Genomic DNA, 19,888 nt, shown 5'->3' with positions numbered 1-19,888 from the left:
GCGCTACTACCTCACAACTGAAATTATCAGAACTGTTTGCCGGGAAACCGAGGTTTCCGCTTCCAATACTTTTAGTCTAGCCGGCGGGTGGGGTTCGACGCCTCTGTATACTTTTTAACCGCAATTAAATGCGCGAATTTCAACCTCAGGATAGCCCCGCCGCCACCCAGCGGGGACTGGCGCGCGCCCCATCTAAAAAACACGAAATTTCGCACAAAAAAAAGCCGGTGGAGTTACCCACCGGCTTTCATTTCGCAAGTCTGTAATCGAAATTACAGCAGCAGTCGGCGTACGTCCGCCAATACACCGGCGAGGTACGTCAGGAAGCGACCGGCGTCGCCACCGTTGACTGCGCGGTGGTCGTAAGACAGCGCCAGCGGCAGCATCTTGCGCGGCACAAACTCCTTGCCATTCCACTCGGGACGCACGGACAACTTGGAAACACCCAGGATACCAACTTCCGGCGCATTCACGATCGGGGTAAAACCGCTACCACCGATAGCACCCAGGCTGGAGATGGTGAAGCAGGCGCCTTGCATATCGCGCGGCTTCAGCTTGCCATCACGGGCGGCGATCGCCAGTGCGGTGGCTTCTTCCGCCAGATCGTACAGGCCCTTTTTATCCACATCGCGAATAACCGGAACCATCAGGCCTTTCGGTGTATCCACCGCCATGCCGATATGTACGTAGTCCTTCTTAACAATGTGCTCGCCATCGTTATGCAGGGATACGTTGAAGCTAGGCACTTCGCGCAGAGCAGCCGCTGCGGCTTTCAGCAGGAAAGGCACCGGAGTGAGTTTCACGCCACGCTTCTCTGCTTCCGCTTTCATCGCCTTGCGGAAATCTTCCAGCTCGGTGATGTCTGCATCGTCAAACTGGGTAACGTGTGGAACGTTCAACCAGTTGCGCGACATATTCGCGGCAGTGATCTTGTGGATCTTACTCATCGGCTCAGTGGTAACCGGGCCAAACTGGCTGAAGTCGATTTCCGGCATCGGTGCTATGCCAATACCGCCACCAACACCACCGGCAGCACCACTTTCCGCTTTCTTCACCTGCTCCTTGATGTAAGCGTGCAGATCATCTTTGGTCACACGGTTACGCGGGCCAGTAGGCTTCACCTTGTTCAGGGTCACACCCAGTTCACGGGCCAGCTTGCGCACAGCGGGACCAGCGTAAACTTCCGCCGAAGGGGTGTGATCGCGCTCAACATGCGGGTCGCGCTTGGGAGGCGCTGATGGTTCATGCGCTGCGGCTGGTGCCTGTGGCGCAGGAGCGGGTGCTGCTGCCGGCGCCGGTGCTGCGGCCCCAGAAACTGGAGCCGGAGCCGCACCACCAGAAACAGTCTTGATCAAGCCAATCACGTCACCGGTAGAAACCTTGTCGCCTTCCTTAACGGAGAGGGAAACAATGGTGCCGGAAGCGGAAGATGGCACGTCCATGGACGCCTTGTCGCCTTCTACCACGATCAGGGCATCGCCCTCTTCTACCGAATCACCCGCGGCAACGGAAATTTCAATCACGTCCACCGCATCGGCACCGCCGAGGTCGGGGACCTTGAGTTCCTCTTCCGTCTCTTCACCAGCTGGAGCTGGTGCCGGTGCTGCCTCTACGACTGGCGCAGGTGCGGGCGCCTCTGCCGGTGCTGGTGCGGCTTCTTGCGCTACCTCTTCTGCAACCTCGCCACCGGCTTCGGTTTCCATTTCACCGATCACGTCACCTTCGGAGACCTTGTCACCTTCCTTTACGGAGATGCTCAGGATCTTGCCGGCAACTGGCGCGGGAACGTCCATGGAGGCCTTGTCGCCCTCCACAACAATCAGCGCATCCTCTTCCGCTACGGTGTCACCCACCGCAACGGCAATTTCAATTACGTCTACCTGATCGGCGCCGCCGAGATCAGGCACTTTAATGACTTGTTTTGCCATGTCTTGCCTTCCTTAATTCAGCGGGCCTTAAACCAGACGCGGGTTTACTTTTTCCGGGTCGATGTTCAGCTTCTTGATCGCGTCTGCCACTTCTTTGGCATCGATGACACCCTGGTTTGCCAGGCCGGTCAGCGCAGCGATCACCACGTAGTTGCGGTTCACTTCGAAGAAGCGACGCAGCTGCTCGCGGCTGTCGGAACGACCGAAGCCGTCGGTACCCAGTGCGATCATGTCGCCGTCGATAAACTCGCGCAGCGGCTCAACGTAGGAACGAATGTAATCGGTAGAGATCACTACCGGGGTTTCGTTGCCCTCGAACTGTTCGCCAATCCAGGATTTACGGGCTTCCTCGGTCGGGTGCAGCATGTTCCAGCGCGCCACGTCCTGCGCTTCGCGGGAAGCTTCGGTGGCAGAGGTCAGGTTCCACACGTCGGAGGTAACACCGAACTGGTCGGCGAGAATGTCCGCGGCGGCCAACACTTCGCGCAGGATAGAACCAGCACCCACCAGCTGTACGTGCTTCTTCGCCGCCTTGCCTTTGCCCGGCTTGCGAGAATTGTTGTCCAGCTTGTAGATACCGCGAATGATGCCTTCTTCAACGCCCTGCGGCATTTCCGGCTGCAGGTAGTTTTCGTTCTCGATGGTGACGTAGTAGAACAGGTTCTTCTGCTCTTCGTACATCTCCTTCAGACCGTGGCGCATGATTACCGCGAGGTCGTAACCGTAGGCCGGGTCATAGCTCTTACAGTTCGGGATGGTGGCAGACAGTACGTGGCTGTGGCCATCCTGGTGCTGCAGGCCTTCACCGTTCAGAGTGGTACGGCCGGCGGTAGCGCCCACGAGGAAGCCGCGCGCCTGCATGTCACCCGCCGCCCAAGCCAGATCGCCGATGCGCTGGAAACCGAACATGGAGTAGTAGATGTAGAACGGCACCATCGGTACGCCGTGGTTGCTGTAAGCGGTGGCGAGCGCCATCCACGCAGACATCGCACCGGCTTCGTTGATGCCTTCTTCCAGCACCTGGCCTTTCTTGTCTTCCTTGTAATACATGATCTGGCCGTGGTCGACCGGCGTGTATTTCTGACCCTGGGAAGAGTAGATGCCCAGCTGACGGAACAGACCTTCCATACCGAAGGTACGCGCTTCGTCGGGAACGATCGGCGCAACGTTTTGGCCCATCTTCTTGTCTTTCACCAGTACGGACAGTGCACGCACAAACGCCATAGTGGTGGAGATTTCGCGGTCGCCGGAGCCTTTGGTCAGCGCACTGAAGGCGTCCAGTTCCGGGATTTCCAGTTTGGCTACTTCGGTGCTGCGGGACGGTACCGGGCCACCCAGGGCCTTGCGGCGCTCGTCCATGTACTTCATTTCCGGGCTGTCCGGAGACGGGCGGTAATAAGGTACTTCTTCGATTTCTTTATCGGTAATCGGGATCGCAAAGCGGTCACGGAAGCGCTTCAGGGCTTCGGTGTCCATTTTCTTCACGTTGTGGGTATCCATCGCCGCTTCACCGGCCGCACCCAGGCCGTAGCCTTTTACGGTTTGTGCCAGGATCACGGTGGGCTTGCCCTTGCTCGCCATGGCTTCGGCGTAAGCCGCGTACACTTTGTACGGATCGTGGCCACCGCGGTTGAGCTTCATGATTTCCTCATCGGAGAAGTCTTTGACCATCTCCTTGAGCTCCGGATATTTACCGAAGAAGTGCTCACGGGTATAGGCGCCACCGTTAGCCTTGAAGTTCTGCATTTCGCCATCGACGGTTTCATCCATGACTTTCTGCAGCAGGCCTTTGTCGTCTTTCTCGAACAGCGGATCCCACAGACGGCCCCACAGAACCTTGATTACGTTCCAACCGGCACCGCGGAACACACCTTCCAGTTCCTGAACGATCTTGCCGTTGCCACGCACAGGGCCGTCAAGGCGCTGCAGGTTACAGTTGACCACGAATACCAGATTTTCCAGCTTCTCGCGGCCCGCCAGGGCGATTGCGCCCAGGGATTCCGGCTCATCACACTCACCGTCACCCAGGAACGCCCATACCTTGCGATCGCCGCGCGGAGACAGACCGCGGGCAGACAGGTAACGCATGATGTGCGCCTGATAGATCGCCTGAATCGGTCCCAGGCCCATGGATACAGTGGGGAACTGCCAGTATTCCGGCATCAGCCAGGGGTGCGGATAAGAAGATAGGCCATTGCCGTTTACTTCACGGCGGAAGTTGTCCAGCTGCTCTTCGTCGAAGCGGCCTTCCAGATAGGAGCGGGCGTAAATACCCGGAGCACTGTGGCCCTGGAAGAAAATCAGATCGCCGCGCTCTTCACCTTCATTACCGCGGAAGAAGTAGTTGAAGGCGACATCGTACAGGGTCGCTGCCGATGAGAAGCTCGCGATATGGCCACCGAGGCCATCGCTGTTGGAGTTGGCACGCACCACCATAGCCAGTGCGTTCCAACGGATCAGGGAGCGGATACGACGCTCCATAAACAGGTCCCCGGGCATACGCTTTTCCGCTTCTGGCGGAATGGTATTGCGGTACGGGGTGGTAATGGCCGCCGGCAGCTGTACGCCGGTGTTGGTCGCGCGATCAGACAGCTGCTTGATCAGGAACGCAGCGCGCTCCTTGCCGCTGTGGCGGATGACCGCCTGCAGCGCGTCCAGCCATTCCTGCGTTTCCTGAATGTCGGTTTCTTCGTGCATCAAATGCTCCTCGGCGAATATACGACGTCGAGTCGGTGTTTTTATGGTCAGAATTTTTTGCCGCGCAACAGTACCGCAAATGCGGGGAATTCCCCCCGAGTCAGGCACCTTCCTCGCCAATTCGCCACCAAAAATGGCCGGAAAAGCGATTTTCACTGATCAGCAGTTCAGTACTGACAAGCGCTTGAGTGCTGAAAAGGGCTGTGCGACGGAATACCGCCGGCTGGGAACCTGAGGCTCCGCTGACCGGCTCGACTTTGAATTCGGCGTTGAATTCACGACCTGCTAAATGTAGGGCCAGCGCCTCGCAGCGCACAGGCATCACCACATAAAAACAGGCGGTAAGTGCTCAAGCGGGGGCGATTGTAGTATTACTACAAAAGTTTTTCCAGATAGGACGATTAGTAACAAATAAAACCAAATTGCAAAACAAATAGTTTCCACAAAGTGGTATTGGCGGATGATTTTGTCGCCAATGCGGGAAATTCTATTACAAAATAGAGTCCAAAAATCGCTTTTTGGTCACGCATGTACCAACTAAAGCGAGATTGGCGGGATGGTGACTTCCCACGCCAACCTGTATTGCGCCAATCCGTCAATAACCAAAAGCGCCGATTGGCCTGCAACATTTGCGGCACTCGACAGGCCACACGCCCACCCATTTTCGGTGGGCATGGCCAGAATCAAGCAACCCTTTGCGGTTACAGCTGAATCACCGCAGCGTCCGGCACCGGCTCCGCGTAGACCAGGTAGCGCAGCGGGCCTCCCGCCTCCAGGCTCCCAAAGGGATAGCAGGTAACCAGCAACAAGCCGGGCCGGTCGCTGATTGGCAGCGTCTCACGCGTACTGTCCACCACTTTGGTACCCAGCACTCGATAGTGCTGCCACCGTCCATCGCGTGCCTGCAGTTGCACCCCCATCCCCGCCTGCAACTTTTCCAGCCCGCGGAAGTGGGTGTCGCGGTGCGCGGCAATGACCGTGGTGCGTACGGAAGTATTACCAGCGTGCTCTTGCGCAAACGGCAGCGCTGAAGCCTCATGTAAGCCGGGCCCGAAGGCGAGCGCCTCACCCGTGATCCCCTGCAATACCACCAAAGGTTTTTGCTGGTCCAGTTTGAGCCGCGCTACCGGCCAGGTATCCGCCCAGGGCCACGGCTTTTGAATCTCTCCCGCGTGCAACTGCCGCTCCCAGGCTCTGCTGATCAGGTACTGCGACAATTCCGCTTTCACCAGTATCCAGCTGGCGCTCGCCAGCTGCCACACACCGGCAGCGATCAACAGCAGTGGAAGCAAACGTTTAGATAACCACGTGCGGTTCATTTCTGAACCCCTGGAATACGCGTGCCAATAACGTGCGGCGGCAATTCACCCGATTTTATTGTTGCCGGAGAAAGGCGTCGCGCCAGGAAATGTTCCAGACGCGTTTGGCAGCGACGCACATCGGGAACGAGACCGTACAGCAGCGCACGCACACTTCGCACGATTGCGGCGCGTGCGCGCAGCCCCCAACCACAGAGGAGCAACAGCAAGGCAGTAAAAAATTGCCCATAAACGCCGGCCGCCGTAGAGGGATAGGTGAAGCGTTGCAGGTTCTGGCCACTGGCAACCGCATTGGGCACAGAACTGGACTTCAGCGTTTCGACCTGTGAACGCACCGGGGCCTCTTCGACAGCAACAAAGCTGGTGTAGGGACTGGCCAACTGGTAACGGAGCGCCAGCGTGAGAATTTGTTGTTTGAGCGAACCTTCGACCCGTTCGCCTTCACCTGTGGTTCCTGCCAGGGGGCCGCGCTGGCGTTGCATATCCCGTAACGCGGCAATTTTTGCGCGCGCCCACACACTGCCTATTTCATCGCCCTGCTGATCCACTGCCAGTTGCGATAACGAAATACTGCGGGAAAATCGCTTGCCCGCAAGACGACCACTGACAACCAGCTCTCCGCTCGATGGCACCCCCAGGGGCTGGCCTTCGATCCGTGCAACCAACCGCACCGGCTCACCCAGATACAGATCGGGCAGCTGCTTTGGGTAACCCTCGAGTTTGATTCCACGCGGGAAGTCTACGCGCAGATCCGTCACCAGTGGGTTTTCCAGCTTCTCGAACAAGCGGCCCATTTGCACCTGCACTTCACCCAGGTCACCGATATGTACCGCACTGCCACGGCCTATTTGCGCGGCCTTGGTCATGAAGTGACTGTTGGGCGCTGAACCGATGCCCACGGTAAACAAACGCACCTGGCCGAGTCGTTGCTGGATAATTTCAAACAGTGCCCGCTCATTGCCAACCGCACCATCGGTAATAAACACCACCTGACGCACCAGCTCACCAGCCTGCTCATCCAACTGCTGGGATAAGGCTTCTTTCAACGCAGGCGCCATCTCTGTGCCGCCGGTAGCACTCAGCGATTCCACCCAGTCGCGCGCGCGGTGAATATTCTCCTGACTGGCAGTGACGGGACGCGGATAAAAAGATCGGTGGTGGCTGTTAAATTCAATAATGTTGAACCGGTCCTGCGCATCGAGCCGCGATAACGCAAGCAGCAGACTTTCCTTGGCCTGACGGATCGAGTTGCCGCCCATGGAGCCGGAGGTATCGACCACATACACCACTTCCCGGGGCAACCTGCGAGTCGCGCCGGATTCCCGTGGAGGCAACAGCAACAACTGCAGATATTGTGCGCTGTCACCTTGTGATTGCTCTGCAAACAATGCGGCGGAAGGCATGGAGGACATCTGCGGCCGCCAGTGCAACACAAAGTCGCGGTCCATTGGCGCCGAGCCTCCTTTCAACTGCACCTGGTACCGATTCCCGTCCTGGCGACGAAAGTCCACCTCGTGATAAGGGCTATAAATGTCTGCCAGCGGCAACCCCATGCCGAGGTCGACATGAATCGACATCTGGTGGCTGCCACGGCTTGCCAGTTCCGCCATCGGCATCATGAAGGGGGTAATATGCTGCGCATCCGGCACCTGGTCCGTAGGCAGCGACCAGCCGTGGGGATTGAGCGCGAGCTCTTGTACAGGCTCTTGTACAGGCTCTTGTACAGGCTCTTGTACAGGCTCTTGTGCTGACTCTTGAGAAAGCTCGCCCTGCACCCCGGGAATATAGCGCGGCGTAAGGGTACTCGGCAGGCGCAGGCTGAATTGATCGCGATCAAATTTAAGTGTTTGCAGATAGCGCACCTCAACGGCAATTTTTTCACCCGGTGCGATATTGGCGACACGACTGGTAAACATGTTCGGCCGCTGCTGCTCCAGCAACGCTGCGCGCTTGCCCGCCGCGCGCGCTTCGGTATACACCTTCTTCGCCTCTTCACGCTCGCGCACCTTGCCGACAATTCTGCGCTCGCCAATGACAATCTCCATGCCGCGTACCGCGGCATTTTCCGGCAGCGGCAGTACGTAGACGGCCTCCCGCCAGTGATTGCTGGTGTTGGTAAATGTCTGCGCAATTTGCACCTCTGCCACCAACCCACGCACCCGCATATCGACCGCAGTCGACAGGTGTAATGCTGGCTCAAAGGCCCCCGCCTCCCTGCCTACAAGCAGTAAGTCGCCGCTACCGGCATCTTCTAGCGCCACCTGTTCGTAAGCCAGTGCTTGCGATGCGTCTTCCGCTCTCGCCCCGACGGCAGCAAGGAGCACGGCGAGCGTGGTCACGGTGAACAGCAGCCAGCTGCCAACGCGACTTTTGCGGTAGCGGCGGCGGTAATATTCGCTGGTAGGAAGAATCAACAAGTCGCGCTCGATGCGCGGTGATGGAAAAAGCGGTCGGTTCACGAGAGCCTCCAAATCAATGAGTGGAGGTATTACACACAGGCAATCGGGCACCGCCGGGGAATCAATCGGGCGAACTGCAGGTCAATTGTGGCGAAATATGGCAAGGCACAAAATACAATGCCAAAAACGCAAAAACCGGCACGGGGCCGGTTTCTGAAAATGTGGGGATAAGTGGGAGCCTAGTCGATCAGGCCATACCCATCCCGCAATACCTCGATGATTTCCGCCTTGGGGTTGTCCGAAATCACCAGTTTTTCGCCGATGATCTTTTCAGCGATACCCACATAGGTATTGGAAACCGCTATCAACATGGATTCCGGCAACTCATTGTCACGGGCAAGCGCCAGGCGCTCATCCATACGATCTTTATTCAGTAGAATATCCGGATCCGGAAAATGATTCAGCAGTGCCTGGCGGAAACCTTCTTTTGAGTTTTCCACAACTTCGCCATTGCGGTACTGAGGGCCATCCCAGATGCGGGACGAGTCCGGGGTACCCACTTCATCCATGTAGATCAGCTTTTCACGACCTTCTGCGTCACTGACATAGCCAAACTCGAACTTGGTATCTACAAACACCTGATCCAGCTTTTCGAGCTCGGCCGAGATAACACCAAAGCCCTCTTTCAGAAGCTGCTCGTAGCGATCAATATCCTCAGCGCTCTGGAAATTAAACGCGGCAAAATTCTCCAGGATATTCTGGCGAGTAATGTTTACATCGTCCGCTTCCGGGACCCCCGGAATTCCCTTGAGAATCCCCTTGGTAGACGGGGTAATCAGCAGTTCGGGAAGCTTCTGGTCCTTTTGCAGGCCATCCGGCAGCTGGATGCCACAGAACTCCCGTTCGCCCTTGCTGTAAGCACGCCACATGGAGCCGGTAATGTACTGGCGAGCGATGGCCTCAATCATCACCGGGCGGGCCTTCTGCACAATCCACACCGCGGGATGGGGAATATCCAGAATGTGGCTGTCCGCCAAGCCCTGCTCCTTGAAGCGCTTGAACCAGTGATTGGCTACAGCATTCAGTGCCGCACCCTTGCCCGGAACGCCGCGCAGGCCATTCTCGCCTTTCCAGATGCAATCGAACGCCGACATCCGGTCGGAAATCACCATCACCGCCAGCGGCGCATCTGCGGCCACCGGGTAGCCCTTTTCCTTGATCAGGCGGGCACTGTCTGCCGCGGTCAGCCAGTAGACCGAGCGCACCTTGCCACTGTGGACCGGCTTATCGGTGCGAATCGGGAGATCATTGTTCACCGCGAGGACTTTGTCTGCGAGGCTCATGGAGTTTCCTGTGCCGTTAGAAAGACGGGTATAGATAATAGATAGACACAAGCCCCGCGACAGCGGGGCTAGAAATTCAGGCGCGGGATTCTAGCAAACCCCCAACCGTCGAAAAAGTGACAGTCCAAATCAGTGCCGGCGCTCAATCAGAGGCGATCGCTGGACTCAAACTTCACTGTCGGCACTGGCCGCCGCTTCCCTGGCCCACTCCGCCTGGTGCTCACTGGTGGGCCAGGCATTGAGAATGGCCTTGGCGAGCGTGGCCAGAGGAATGGCAAAGAAAACGCCCCAGAAGCCCCAGATACCACCAAACACTAGCACCGCCAGAATAATGGCCACCGGATGCAGGTTGACCGCCTCGGAAAACAGGATCGGCACCAGCACGTTGCCATCGAGCAGCTGGATCATGCCGTAGGCGAACATCAACCAGAAAAACTCACTGCTCCAACCCCACTGGAACAAACCGATCATCGCCACCGGGATGGTGACCACCGCCGCCCCGATATAGGGAATCAACACCGACAGGCCCACCGCGGCCGCCAGCAGCAGCGCGTAATTTACCCCCAGCAACAGGAAGGCGACGTAACTTACCACACCCACGATAGCAATCTCGATGACCTTGCCGCGGACATAGTTCGCCACCTGATCATTCATTTCATACCAGATCTGGCGCAGCATCGGACGCTGATGGGGCAGGAAGGAGGCGCACCAGCGCAACAGCTGCTTGGAGTCCTTGAGAAAGAAGAACACCAGAATGGGTACAACCACCAGATAAATCAGCGCCGCCGCCAGAATCGGCAGGTTGGCCAGCGAGAAGGTCAGCAAGGTCTGGCCAATCCCCCCCAGCTCACTGCCGACGGTAGTGAAGATTTCATCAATTTGTTGCGCCGTGATCAGGCGCGGGTACTGCTCCGGCAGCAACACCAATAAATCTTTGCCACTGGCGATCATATTGGGCAGCTCGGAAAACAGACGCACCGCCTGCCGCCATATAATAGGTAGTACTACAAACAACAGGGCCGCGATGATGCCCACCAGCACCAGGCAGGCAATACTCACCGACAGCCAGTGCGGCACCTTCCAGGATTCCAGACGCTGCACCATCCCCTGCATCAAAAAGGCAATCACCAGCGCCGCCAGCACTGGCGCCAGCACACCACCCAATGTGGCGAGCACAATCAGCGCAGCCAGCAGCAGCAGTACCAGCAGTACCACCTCTTCCTGGCCGAAATAGCGATTTACCCACCCCTTAACAATCGCATACATAAATGCTGTTCTCTCGAAACTCTTTAGGATCTAACTCAGATCAAACTCAAAATTATTGCGTATCTTTAGCGTATCTATGGCGCATTTATCGCGCTCGGATCGCACCTCCATTGCCGCGACCTGTGGACACTTAGTCACGAGTCGATCTGCTGCAGCCAATAATGGAAGAATTCACCGTCAATTTCAGCTCGCATTAAGGGTACGCCGCTCAACTCACTAAAGCTGCGGATATCCCGCTGTGACGCGGGATCGGTTGCAATCAAATGCAAAATCTCGCCCGGTGCCAACTGCTTCAGGGCCCGCCGCATGGCGAGCAGTGGTTGCGGGCACGGCTGCCCGCTGGCATCTACCCTTACAGCAGAGGCCCACACAATATCCGGTGCCAGACTGGCCTGTTTTGCGGAACTGGTCATAAAAACGCGGTTAAGAACCGTAAATGCGATGAATTATACCGGTGCCCATGGGTCAATGGGCCATAGAGCTGAACCTTTTACCCTGGAGCTGTTCAAAACCTCGACAGTCTTACAGGGTTACGTATAGTGTTAGCGGCAGGAAACCCGGCAGGCGCAGTAATATTATGACCGAGAACCCGAGATCATTCAGAAACCGAATCCGTCGCAGCTGCATGCGCCTGCGTCAGCGCGCGGCCGGCTTTATTTCGGCCCTCACCGCCGGGCTACTATTGACCGCCGCGCCATTGGCGGCAACTGCTCAGGGCGACCACCACATCCAACTCCCCATGCTGGGCGACACCAGCAGCGGCCTGGTTTCCCGCGCGCGCGAAAAAGAACTGGGCAGCATGTGGCTGCGCATGTTTCGCAGTCAGGTGCGTACATCCAGTGACGCCCTGCTGCAGCAGTATGTCGAAAATTCACTGCAGGCACTGGCGGAATACAGCCCACTGGAAGACAAAAGCCTCGACGTCGTTGTGGTGAACAACGAAACCATGAATGCGTTTGCCGTGCCCGGTGGCGTGGTCGGCGTCCATACCGGCCTGTTTCTGTTTGCCGAAAACGAAGACCAGTTTGCCTCGGTTTTGGCGCACGAACTCGCGCACCTGAGCCAGCGCCACTACGCCCGCTCTCTGGAAGCACAGCGCAACAGCACCCTACCCACCCTCGCCGGCATGCTGGGCGCCCTGGTGCTGGCGGCGACCGCCGGCGGCGATGCTGGCCTCGCCGCCATGACCGCGACCCAGGCCGCCGCGCTGGACAACCAACTGCGCTTTTCCCGCCAGAACGAGCAGGAAGCCGACCGCGTAGGCATCGAAACCCTGGCCAAGGCCGGCATGGACCCGCAGGCCGCGGGCGAAATGTTCGAGCAAATGCTGAAAGCGACCCGCTACTATCGCCGCCCACCAGAATTCCTGCTCACGCACCCGGTCACCGAGAAGCGTATCGCAGACGCCAAGCTGCGGGCCAACCGCATGGACAAGGTGCCACTGCGCAACAGCCGCGAATACCACCTGATGCGTGCGCGTATTCGCGTAGCCGCGGAGGCTACACCACAACAGGCAGTGAAGCGCTTCCAAGCGGAGCTGCGCGGCATCAACGACAATGAAGACGCCGCCCGCTACGGCCTGGCACTGGCGCAAACTTCCGCCGGCAAACCCGATACCGCCATCGACACCCTGCAGCCGCTGCTGGACAAAGAGCCCGACAAAGACGCCTTTGTACTGGCGCGTGCAGATATCGATCTTGTCCGCCAGGACTACACCAGCGCGACCAATCGCCTGCAAAAAGCGGTCAACAAGAATCCGAAAAACCACGCCCTGACCATGGGCCTGGCGAACGCCCACTTCAAGGCGGGAAACTATCTGGCCGCGGAGCGCATCCTGAAGAAGCACAGCCGCGTGCGCCGCAAAGACCCGGCGGTTTGGTACCTACTGGCGGAAACCCACGGTTTGGCCGGGGATATTGTCGGCGTGCACGAGGCGCGCGCGGAGTACTACATCTTAAATGGCGTGTTCGATAAAGCCCTGCAGCACCTGCGCCACGGTGTGCGCCTGGCGAAAAACGATTACCAGACCCATGCGATTTTGGAGCAACGCATGAAAGATGTGATCAAGATGCAGGAACGGGCCAAGGAGCTTTAACTCCACCCAATTCACAATAAAAAAGAGCGGCTAGTTGCCGCTCTTTTTTTACTTTCAGTCCAGGGGCTTGCGGAAATCCAGCATCCGCTGCAGTGGCATCATCGCCCGCTTGCCCAGGGCCTCATCCACAAAGATTTCATTGTCGCCACGCTCGAGAACACCACACAGGTTTTCCAATGAGTTCATCGCCATCCACGGGCAATTGGCACAGCTGCGACAGGTGGCCCCTGAACCCGCGGTAGGCGCGATGATCAGCTCTTTATCCGGGCACTGCTGCTGCATCTTGTAGAAAATGCCCTGATCGGTCGCAACAATAAACTGCTTGTTCGGGCGGGTCTTCGCCGCATTGATAATTTGCGAAGTGGAGCCCACCACGTCGGCCAGCTCCACGACCGCTGCCGGCGATTCCGGGTGCACCAGTACCAGCGCCTCTGGATACATAGCCTTCAGGTCAGCCACGCCCTTCGCCTTGAATTCTTCATGCACGATACAGGCTGCATCCCACAGTAACACGTCCGCACCGGTCTGCTTCTGCACGTAGCTGCCGAGGTGCTTGTCCGGCGCCCACAGGATTTTCTCGCCCTGGGAGTCCAGGTAGTCCACAACATCCAGTGCGATGCTGGAGGTCACCACCCAATCCGCGCGCGCCTTCACCGCGGCCGACGTATTCGCGTACACCACCACGGTGCGATCCGGGTGCTGATCACAGAACGCGGAAAACTCCTCGATCGGGCAGCCCAGGTCCAGAGAGCAGGTCGCCTCAAGCGTAGGCATCAAAACCCGCTTGTTGGGCGTCAGGATCTTGGCCGTCTCCCCCATAAATTTAACGCCAGCCACGATCAGGGTATCGGCTTCGTGCTGCGCGCCAAAACGGGCCATTTCGAGGGAATCGGAAACACAACCACCGGTTTCCTCGGCCAGCGCCTGGATCAGCGGATCTGTGTAGTAATGCGCGACCAGCACGGCGTTCTGCTCTTTCAGCAGGCGCTTGATGCGCTCACGCCACTGGTTCAATTCTTCCTCGCTGTACGCGTGGGCACCGGGGTGCGCTAGATGATCCTGCACAAAGTCACGGGCATCGATGGCATTAGGCGCGGGCGCGTTGGAAGCGATTTTGTCGCTGCTGTCTGTCATAGTTGTTTGCGTAAGCTCTCTACGTACTGACGGAAAAGGCCGGCATTATACCGATACCGGTGCAATTCGCCGATGTTCAATCCGAATTCCCTGCAAATCTGACGCATTTTAAGGTGGCAAAACAAGGGAAACGAAGACGCAAGAGCGTTTGCTGGGTAATGGCTAAGCAGGGGGGAGTTCTTAAGGAAATGGTGGGTCGTGCTGGATTCGAACCAGCGACCAATTGGTTAAAAGCCAACTGCTCTACCAACTGAGCTAACGACCCTTAAGACTGTCCTATCCCGTAAGGGAAGCGACAAAACTACTTGTATAACTCGTACTTGCTACGAGCTCTTTAATACATAACCGCACGACAAATGTATCGGAATGCGGTTACAGGGGGGAAGATGGTGGGTCGTGCTGGATTCGAACCAGCGACCAATTGGTTAAAAGCCAACTGCTCTACCAACTGAGCTAACGACCCTTGACCCCTCTACCTGAGGAGCTGCGTATCTTACGGATCTAATCCGGAAACGCAAGTCCCGGTTACAAAAAAATAGCTAACAAATTTAAGGGCTTAGACAGCCATTTTCTACCCTGCGGAATACTCTGCGGGGCGCTCACGCATACACTGTGGGGTCAGCGAGTCCCGCTTCGGCAAAACCAGCCGCCCGCAGGCGGCAGCTGTCGCAACGCCCACAGGCCGCGCCATTCGGCAAGGCCTGATAGCAGCTGACCGTCAGGCTGTAATCAACACCCAGCCCGGTACCACGCTCGACAATATCCGCCTTGCTCATCTTCATCAGCGGTGCGTGAATGGTCAGCTTATTGCCTTCTACCCCGGCACGGGTGGCCAGGTTGGCCATCTTTTCGTACGCCTCGATATATTCGGGGCGACAATCCGGGTAACCAGAATAGTCAACGGCGTTTACACCCACAAAAATATCCTGTGCACCGAGTACCTCGGCCCAACCCAGGGCGATCGACAGGAACACGGTATTGCGCGCCGGAACATAGGTGACCGGGATACCGGAGGTCTCCTCCTCGGGCACATCGATGCTGTCATCGGTGAGCGCCGAACCACCAATGACGCGCAGGTCGAGCTTAACCACCTTGTGCTCCCGGGCGCCCAGATCTGCGGCAACGCGCTGCGCCGCCATCAATTCGGCACTGTGGCGCTGGCCGTAATCAAACCCCAGGGCGTAACACTCGTAACCCTCGGCGCGCGCCATGGCCAAGACCGTGGCGGAATCCAGACCACCGGAGAGTAAAACGACGGCTTTCTTGCTGCTCATAAACCTGCCAATTGCTTGCTGTTTACTGCGTAAAATAGGAAATATTGAGAGTACTTATACACCGGACTACACACCCGGAACGTCACCCCAGAGCAACTTGTGTAGCTGCATCTGCATGCGTACCGGCAAGCCGTCTTCCAAAATCCACTCCGCTAGCTGGCGCGGCGCCAACTGTTCATAGCTGGGGGAAAACAGCACTTCGCCAACCCGCTCAGACAGACGGTATTGATCCAGGGTAAAGCGCGCCCAGTCGTAGTCGCCACGATCACAGATCACGAATTTGACCTGATCCCTTTTATTCAGCAGCGGGATATTTTCCATGCGATTGCGCGCCTGCTCACCAGACGCCGGTGTTTTCAGGTCAACCACTCGGGATACCCGTGGATCCACCGCATCGACCGGCATGGCGCCGCTGGTTTCCAGCGACACCTGATAACCGGCATCGCACAGGGCTTGTAACAGCGGAATACAATTTGGCTGCGCCAGAGGCTCGCCGCCAGTGACACAAACATGCCGCGCCGGGTAGCTCTGAACCTTTTGCAAGATCGCGGCCAGTGACATCCGCTCGCCACCAAAGAAAGCATATTCGGAGTCGCAGTAGGTACAGCGCAGCGGACAACCGGTCAGGCGCACGAATACCGTCGGCAAGCCCGCATCGCGCGCCTCCCCCTGCAGGGAGTAAAAAAGCTCACTGATGCGGAGAGACTCTTCGGTCAAACTCACCGCTCCCAGCTCAGTTTCAAATTCGGCCATACACCACTCTGATCGTGAAATTGTGCTGTCGGTTCAGCACATACAAAAACGCCCGGAGGGTATATACCCCCCGGGCGCGGGATCATAGAGTTTTTCTGATCACAAAACCAGCAATCCTTACTCGAGGAGTGGCTGCTGATGGTGACCGACAATCTCTACTGGAAGTTTTCCTTCAGGTACTGCTTGGCCAGTCCAGACGCTCGCTGGTCGCTTGAGGCTACCTGCTCCAGCAGGTCCTTGGCTTTCACGTTGTCACCCAGCTGGTGATACACCGTACCCAGCTTATAGCGACCATCCCATACTTTATTGGAGTTGGGGTAGCCATCCAGCAGAGCGACAAACCAGGTGCGGGCCTCTTCGATATTGCCCTGAACCAACGCGATCTCTCCCAGCCAATAGTTGGCATTCGGCGCGTACTGGCCGTTGGGGTAGTCTTCCAGAAGACTCTTGAACGCCTTGCTGGCTCCGGCGTAATCGCCTTTACGTGCGAGGCCAAAACTGGCCTGATAACGGTCGCGCTCACTCGCGCTCGCTTGCGGAGTCGCGCCACCATTTGTCGTGGCAGGTGCCTGAGTTTGGGTTGCGCCGGCAGCATTGGTGCCGGCTGCTCCTCCCGTGGGTGCACCTTCAGCGGGTGCTGCACCATCCAGTTTCGAAATACGGCGGTCGAGATTCATATAATCTTCGGTGCGCTGCTGGCGCAACCGCTTGATCTCGTGTCGCAACTCTTCCACGGCACCGCGCAGCTCCTGCACTTCCTGCTGGAGTACCTGCATCTGGTAATACGCATCCGCTTGCGGATTCGCCTGCATGCCGGCAGAGGTGTTGGTGCGAGCCGCCAGTTGTGGATAACTGGGGGGAGGCGGGGTTGCAGCCCCCTGATTGGCTGAACTGCCACTGGACAGGTCAACCACCGGGGCCTGCGCGAATACGAACGAAGCCGCAGCCATGGAGGCTGCGGCTATCGCGATACTTCTAATCAAAAAAGACAATTGCATGCTTCTAGATTAGTTGATCACCACGCGACGGTTCATTGCGCGTGCGCTCTCGCTAGAGCCTTCCTGAGCAGGACGCTCTTCGCCGTAGCTGATCACTTCCAGGTTCGCAGCGTTTACGCCCTGAAGTACCAGGAAGTCACGAACCGCGTTGGCGCGACGCTCACCCAGTGCCAGGTTGTATTCACGAGTACCCAGTTCGTCAGCGTGGCCTTCCAGGCGAACGGTGCCAGCGGCGCCGCGCATACGGTCAGCGTGCTTGATCAGCAGCTCACGAGTAGAAGGCTTCAGCAGGCTCTGGTCAAAGTCGAAGTACACGACGTTATCCAGCGGAACTGCTGTTTCGGTTGCAGTGGTTTCTTCAACCACAGGAGGTGGGGTCACAACCTGCTGATTTGCGCTGTCATCGGTGTCGGTGCTGGAACAACCGGCAGTTACTGCCAATACACATACCAGACCCAGGCCGGTTTTTACTGATTTGAACATAAACAACTCCGCTTAGTGTTATCGAGAAATCCTGTAAGACGTTTTAAAACCGTGGATTTAATCAGGGTTTCGTTTCTTCTTAGTTGTTTGATCTCACACTTACGGCAAATAAACAGCATTTACCGTAGTCACAGCATCAATCAAAGTAAGGCGACCACGCCGGCTCGCGGACATTTCCCTGCTGAGAAGGCAGGCTGTACTTCACCCCGGCATCCAGCGATACCGCAGCTAGAATACCTTTATTCCCCCGCTTGGTGGCGTACATCAGCATCGCACCATTCGGTGCAATACTCGGGGATTCGTCCAGGCGCGTCTCCGTTAGGACACGCATACGGCCGGATACGATGTCCATCGTAGCGATCGTAAACACCCCCCTGCTACGATGCACCATAACCAGCGTTTTACCATCGGGGGATACCCGCGGACGTGCGTTATAGTCACCGTCGAAGGTTAAGCGGTCTACTTGACCCGTGGCAAGAGTCAATTGATAAATTTGTGGCTTACCTCCCCTATCGGAAGTGAAAACCAGCGATTTTCCATCCGGCATCCAGTTCGGCTCGGTATCGATGGAGAAGTGGCGAGTCATGCGGGTGAAGCGGCCAGTGGCCAGATCCAGCACGTAAATCTCGGGGTTACCGTCTTTTGACAGCACCATCGCCAGCTTGCTGCCGTCCGGAGAGAAGGTGGGAGAGCTGTTCAAACCCTTGAAGTTGGTCAGCTGCTGACGCGCACCGGTACGCAGGTTCTCGCGGAAAATCGCCGGGCGACCTGTCTCAAATGACACATAAGCCACTTCCTGGCCATTCGGGGACCAGCTCGGCGACATGACCGGCGCACTGAAACGACGAATCTGGCGAGCGCGCGCACCGTCGATGTCCGACAGCATCAAGGCATAGCTCGGCTGGCCGCCGCGCTGAGTTTCCTGCACATACACCATCTGAGTGCCGAATGCACCGCGGATACCGGTGATCGCCTCAAAGATTTCATCCGCCGCACGGTGCGCGATGTCCCGCAGCTGATTGGCCCCGCCCGTCACCTGCTTGGTGAACATTTTGCGCTGCCCGAAAATATTCACCAGATCGAAGCTCAGTAAATAGCCATTGGCCTGGGGCTGCATGCGCCCGGTGACCACGTATTCGGTGCCCAGCATGCGCCAGTCACGGAAACTGACCTGTTCCGGGGTTTTCGGGAAAGACAGCATGTCGTCCCGCGGCACCGGCGCAATCAGGCCGCTGCGGCGTAAATCGGCGGAGATAATGGAAGACACATCTTCCGCGAGCACACCGCTACCGGACCACTCGAATGGCACTACGGCCACCGGAGTCGGGTTGTCATTTCCATCATCAATTTCCACCACCAGCTGGGCATGGGCGGAAACCGCCAGCACGCAGCCCAACAGGGCGGCAAACATAAGTGAGACTGTTTTCTTCATCATTGGCGCAGGCCTTCGACTCTAAATATCAGTTTGGTGGTTCTAATCTGGCGCTCGAACAGCGACGGCTCCTCGCGAGCCACTTTTTCCACTTCCGGGAACACTTCGACTTTCTTGACCGCAGTCAATACGGACCTATCCACAGCCGCATTACCGCTGCCTTTGGTAATGGTGGAAGCCACTACGCGACCGGTAGGTACGAAGTTGATCTCAACTTCCACCACCATGCCGTTACGGGCACTCGGGGGACGACTCCAAACCTGCACAATACGCTGGCGAATGGCCTGGGCCACAGACATGACCGCCGCGGAATCGTCGCTCGCTTCCTGCAGGAACTCCTCATCTTCCAACGCATCCTCGAATGCGCTCTTGCGCTCCTGCTCAAGGCGCTCTTTCTCTTTACGCGCCTTCTCTTCTGCCTCGCGCTTCTTGCGGGCTTCTTCAGCCTTGCGTTTTTTCTCAGCGTCCTGCCGCTTCTTGCGCTCGGCGGCGGCCTTGCGCTTCTTTTCTGCCTCCGCGCGACGCTGGCGCTCGAGCTCCTGCTGACGGCGCTTCTCGCGCAGATCGACCTTGGGGGGCGCCTTGGGTTTGTTGGACTTGGATTCCAGCTGTACCAGTTTGGCCTCGACAAACTTGGGCATCGGCTTCAGTTCGCGATGGGATTTCGCCTCCCAACCAAACGTCATCACCGCGATCAAAAGCGCGTGCAAGGCAACACTGATTACGATGGCCGGGCCGTAAGAGCTATTCATGCTTGGGTTCAGCTC

The 19,888-nt window shown here is 57.5% G+C and carries 15 protein-coding genes and 2 tRNA genes; 1 reads left to right on the top strand and 16 read right to left on the bottom strand.

Going from position 1 to position 19,888, the window contains the following annotated elements; genetic code table 11:
* Positions 1 to 272 precede the first annotated feature (272 nt).
* The 7 genes from aceF to LCM31_RS13300 all read right to left on the bottom strand — a co-directional run bounded on the left by aceF (position 273) and on the right by LCM31_RS13300 (position 11,365).
* The gene (gene aceF / locus LCM31_RS13330; RefSeq protein ID WP_224870866.1) at positions 273 to 1,928 is read right to left on the bottom strand and encodes a dihydrolipoyllysine-residue acetyltransferase; all 1,656 of its coding nucleotides are present in this window, start codon (positions 1,926 to 1,928) and stop codon (positions 273 to 275) included.
* Positions 1,929 to 1,955: 27 nt separating this feature from the next.
* The gene (gene aceE / locus LCM31_RS13325) at positions 1,956 to 4,625 is read right to left on the bottom strand and encodes a pyruvate dehydrogenase (acetyl-transferring), homodimeric type (protein WP_224870865.1); all 2,670 of its coding nucleotides are present in this window, start codon (positions 4,623 to 4,625) and stop codon (positions 1,956 to 1,958) included.
* A gap of 701 nt (positions 4,626 to 5,326) precedes the next feature.
* Positions 5,327 to 5,944, bottom strand: coding sequence for a class GN sortase (locus tag LCM31_RS13320; protein WP_224870863.1), 618 nt, complete (start codon positions 5,942 to 5,944; stop codon positions 5,327 to 5,329).
* Positions 5,941 to 8,403, bottom strand: a complete 2,463-nt coding sequence (locus tag LCM31_RS13315) for a marine proteobacterial sortase target protein (protein ID WP_224870861.1) — start codon at positions 8,401 to 8,403, stop codon at positions 5,941 to 5,943. The genes LCM31_RS13320 and LCM31_RS13315 overlap by 4 nt, the downstream gene beginning before the upstream one ends.
* 179 nt (positions 8,404 to 8,582) lie before the next feature.
* Positions 8,583 to 9,686: a phosphoribosylaminoimidazolesuccinocarboxamide synthase gene (locus LCM31_RS13310; RefSeq protein ID WP_224870858.1), complete on the bottom strand. Its 1,104-nt coding sequence runs from the start codon at positions 9,684 to 9,686 to the stop codon at positions 8,583 to 8,585.
* A 165-nt stretch (positions 9,687 to 9,851) separates the two neighbouring features.
* Positions 9,852 to 10,952, bottom strand: a complete 1,101-nt coding sequence (locus LCM31_RS13305; protein ID WP_224870856.1) for an AI-2E family transporter — start codon at positions 10,950 to 10,952, stop codon at positions 9,852 to 9,854.
* A 134-nt stretch (positions 10,953 to 11,086) separates the two neighbouring features.
* On the bottom strand, positions 11,087 to 11,365 hold the full coding sequence (locus tag LCM31_RS13300; protein ID WP_224870855.1) for a sulfurtransferase TusA family protein: 279 nt from the start codon (positions 11,363 to 11,365) through the stop codon (positions 11,087 to 11,089).
* Positions 11,366 to 11,529: 164 nt separating this feature from the next.
* Between LCM31_RS13300 and LCM31_RS13295 the strand changes: the two genes are divergently transcribed.
* Positions 11,530 to 13,047, top strand: coding sequence for a M48 family metalloprotease (locus LCM31_RS13295; protein ID WP_224870853.1), 1,518 nt, complete (start codon positions 11,530 to 11,532; stop codon positions 13,045 to 13,047).
* A 54-nt stretch (positions 13,048 to 13,101) separates the two neighbouring features.
* On the opposite strand, the gene nadA is transcribed toward LCM31_RS13295, so the two are convergent.
* The 9 genes from nadA to tolA all read right to left on the bottom strand — a co-directional run bounded on the left by nadA (position 13,102) and on the right by tolA (position 19,873).
* Positions 13,102 to 14,181, bottom strand: coding sequence for a quinolinate synthase NadA (nadA, locus tag LCM31_RS13290; RefSeq protein WP_224870851.1), 1,080 nt, complete (start codon positions 14,179 to 14,181; stop codon positions 13,102 to 13,104).
* 189 nt (positions 14,182 to 14,370) lie between these two features.
* Positions 14,371 to 14,446 (bottom strand) — tRNA-Lys (locus tag LCM31_RS13285).
* A gap of 122 nt (positions 14,447 to 14,568) precedes the next feature.
* Positions 14,569 to 14,644, bottom strand: a tRNA-Lys gene (locus LCM31_RS13280).
* Positions 14,645 to 14,780: 136 nt separating this feature from the next.
* Entirely contained in the window at positions 14,781 to 15,455 is a 675-nt protein-coding gene (gene queC, locus LCM31_RS13275) for a 7-cyano-7-deazaguanine synthase QueC (protein WP_222232154.1), read from the bottom strand.
* A gap of 66 nt (positions 15,456 to 15,521) precedes the next feature.
* The gene (gene queE, locus LCM31_RS13270) at positions 15,522 to 16,208 is read right to left on the bottom strand and encodes a 7-carboxy-7-deazaguanine synthase QueE (protein ID WP_224870849.1); all 687 of its coding nucleotides are present in this window, start codon (positions 16,206 to 16,208) and stop codon (positions 15,522 to 15,524) included.
* A gap of 155 nt (positions 16,209 to 16,363) precedes the next feature.
* Positions 16,364 to 17,158, bottom strand: a complete 795-nt coding sequence (gene ybgF / locus LCM31_RS13265; RefSeq protein WP_224870848.1) for a tol-pal system protein YbgF — start codon at positions 17,156 to 17,158, stop codon at positions 16,364 to 16,366.
* 57 nt (positions 17,159 to 17,215) lie between these two features.
* The gene (locus LCM31_RS13260; protein ID WP_222250072.1) at positions 17,216 to 17,689 is read right to left on the bottom strand and encodes an OmpA family protein; all 474 of its coding nucleotides are present in this window, start codon (positions 17,687 to 17,689) and stop codon (positions 17,216 to 17,218) included.
* A gap of 136 nt (positions 17,690 to 17,825) precedes the next feature.
* A complete protein-coding gene (tolB, locus tag LCM31_RS13255; RefSeq protein WP_390625297.1) occupies positions 17,826 to 19,121 on the bottom strand; it encodes a Tol-Pal system beta propeller repeat protein TolB in 1,296 nt (431 codons plus the stop codon).
* Positions 19,121 to 19,873, bottom strand: a complete 753-nt coding sequence (gene tolA, locus LCM31_RS13250) for a cell envelope integrity protein TolA (RefSeq protein WP_222232161.1) — start codon at positions 19,871 to 19,873, stop codon at positions 19,121 to 19,123. Before tolA ends, tolB begins: the two co-directional genes overlap by 1 nt.
* Positions 19,874 to 19,888 lie beyond the last annotated feature (15 nt).

The organism is Microbulbifer agarilyticus, from assembly GCF_020171345.1.
Classification (GTDB): Bacteria; Pseudomonadota; Gammaproteobacteria; order Pseudomonadales; family Cellvibrionaceae; genus Microbulbifer; species Microbulbifer agarilyticus_D.
This window is presented reverse-complemented; position numbering and strand designations above follow the sequence as displayed.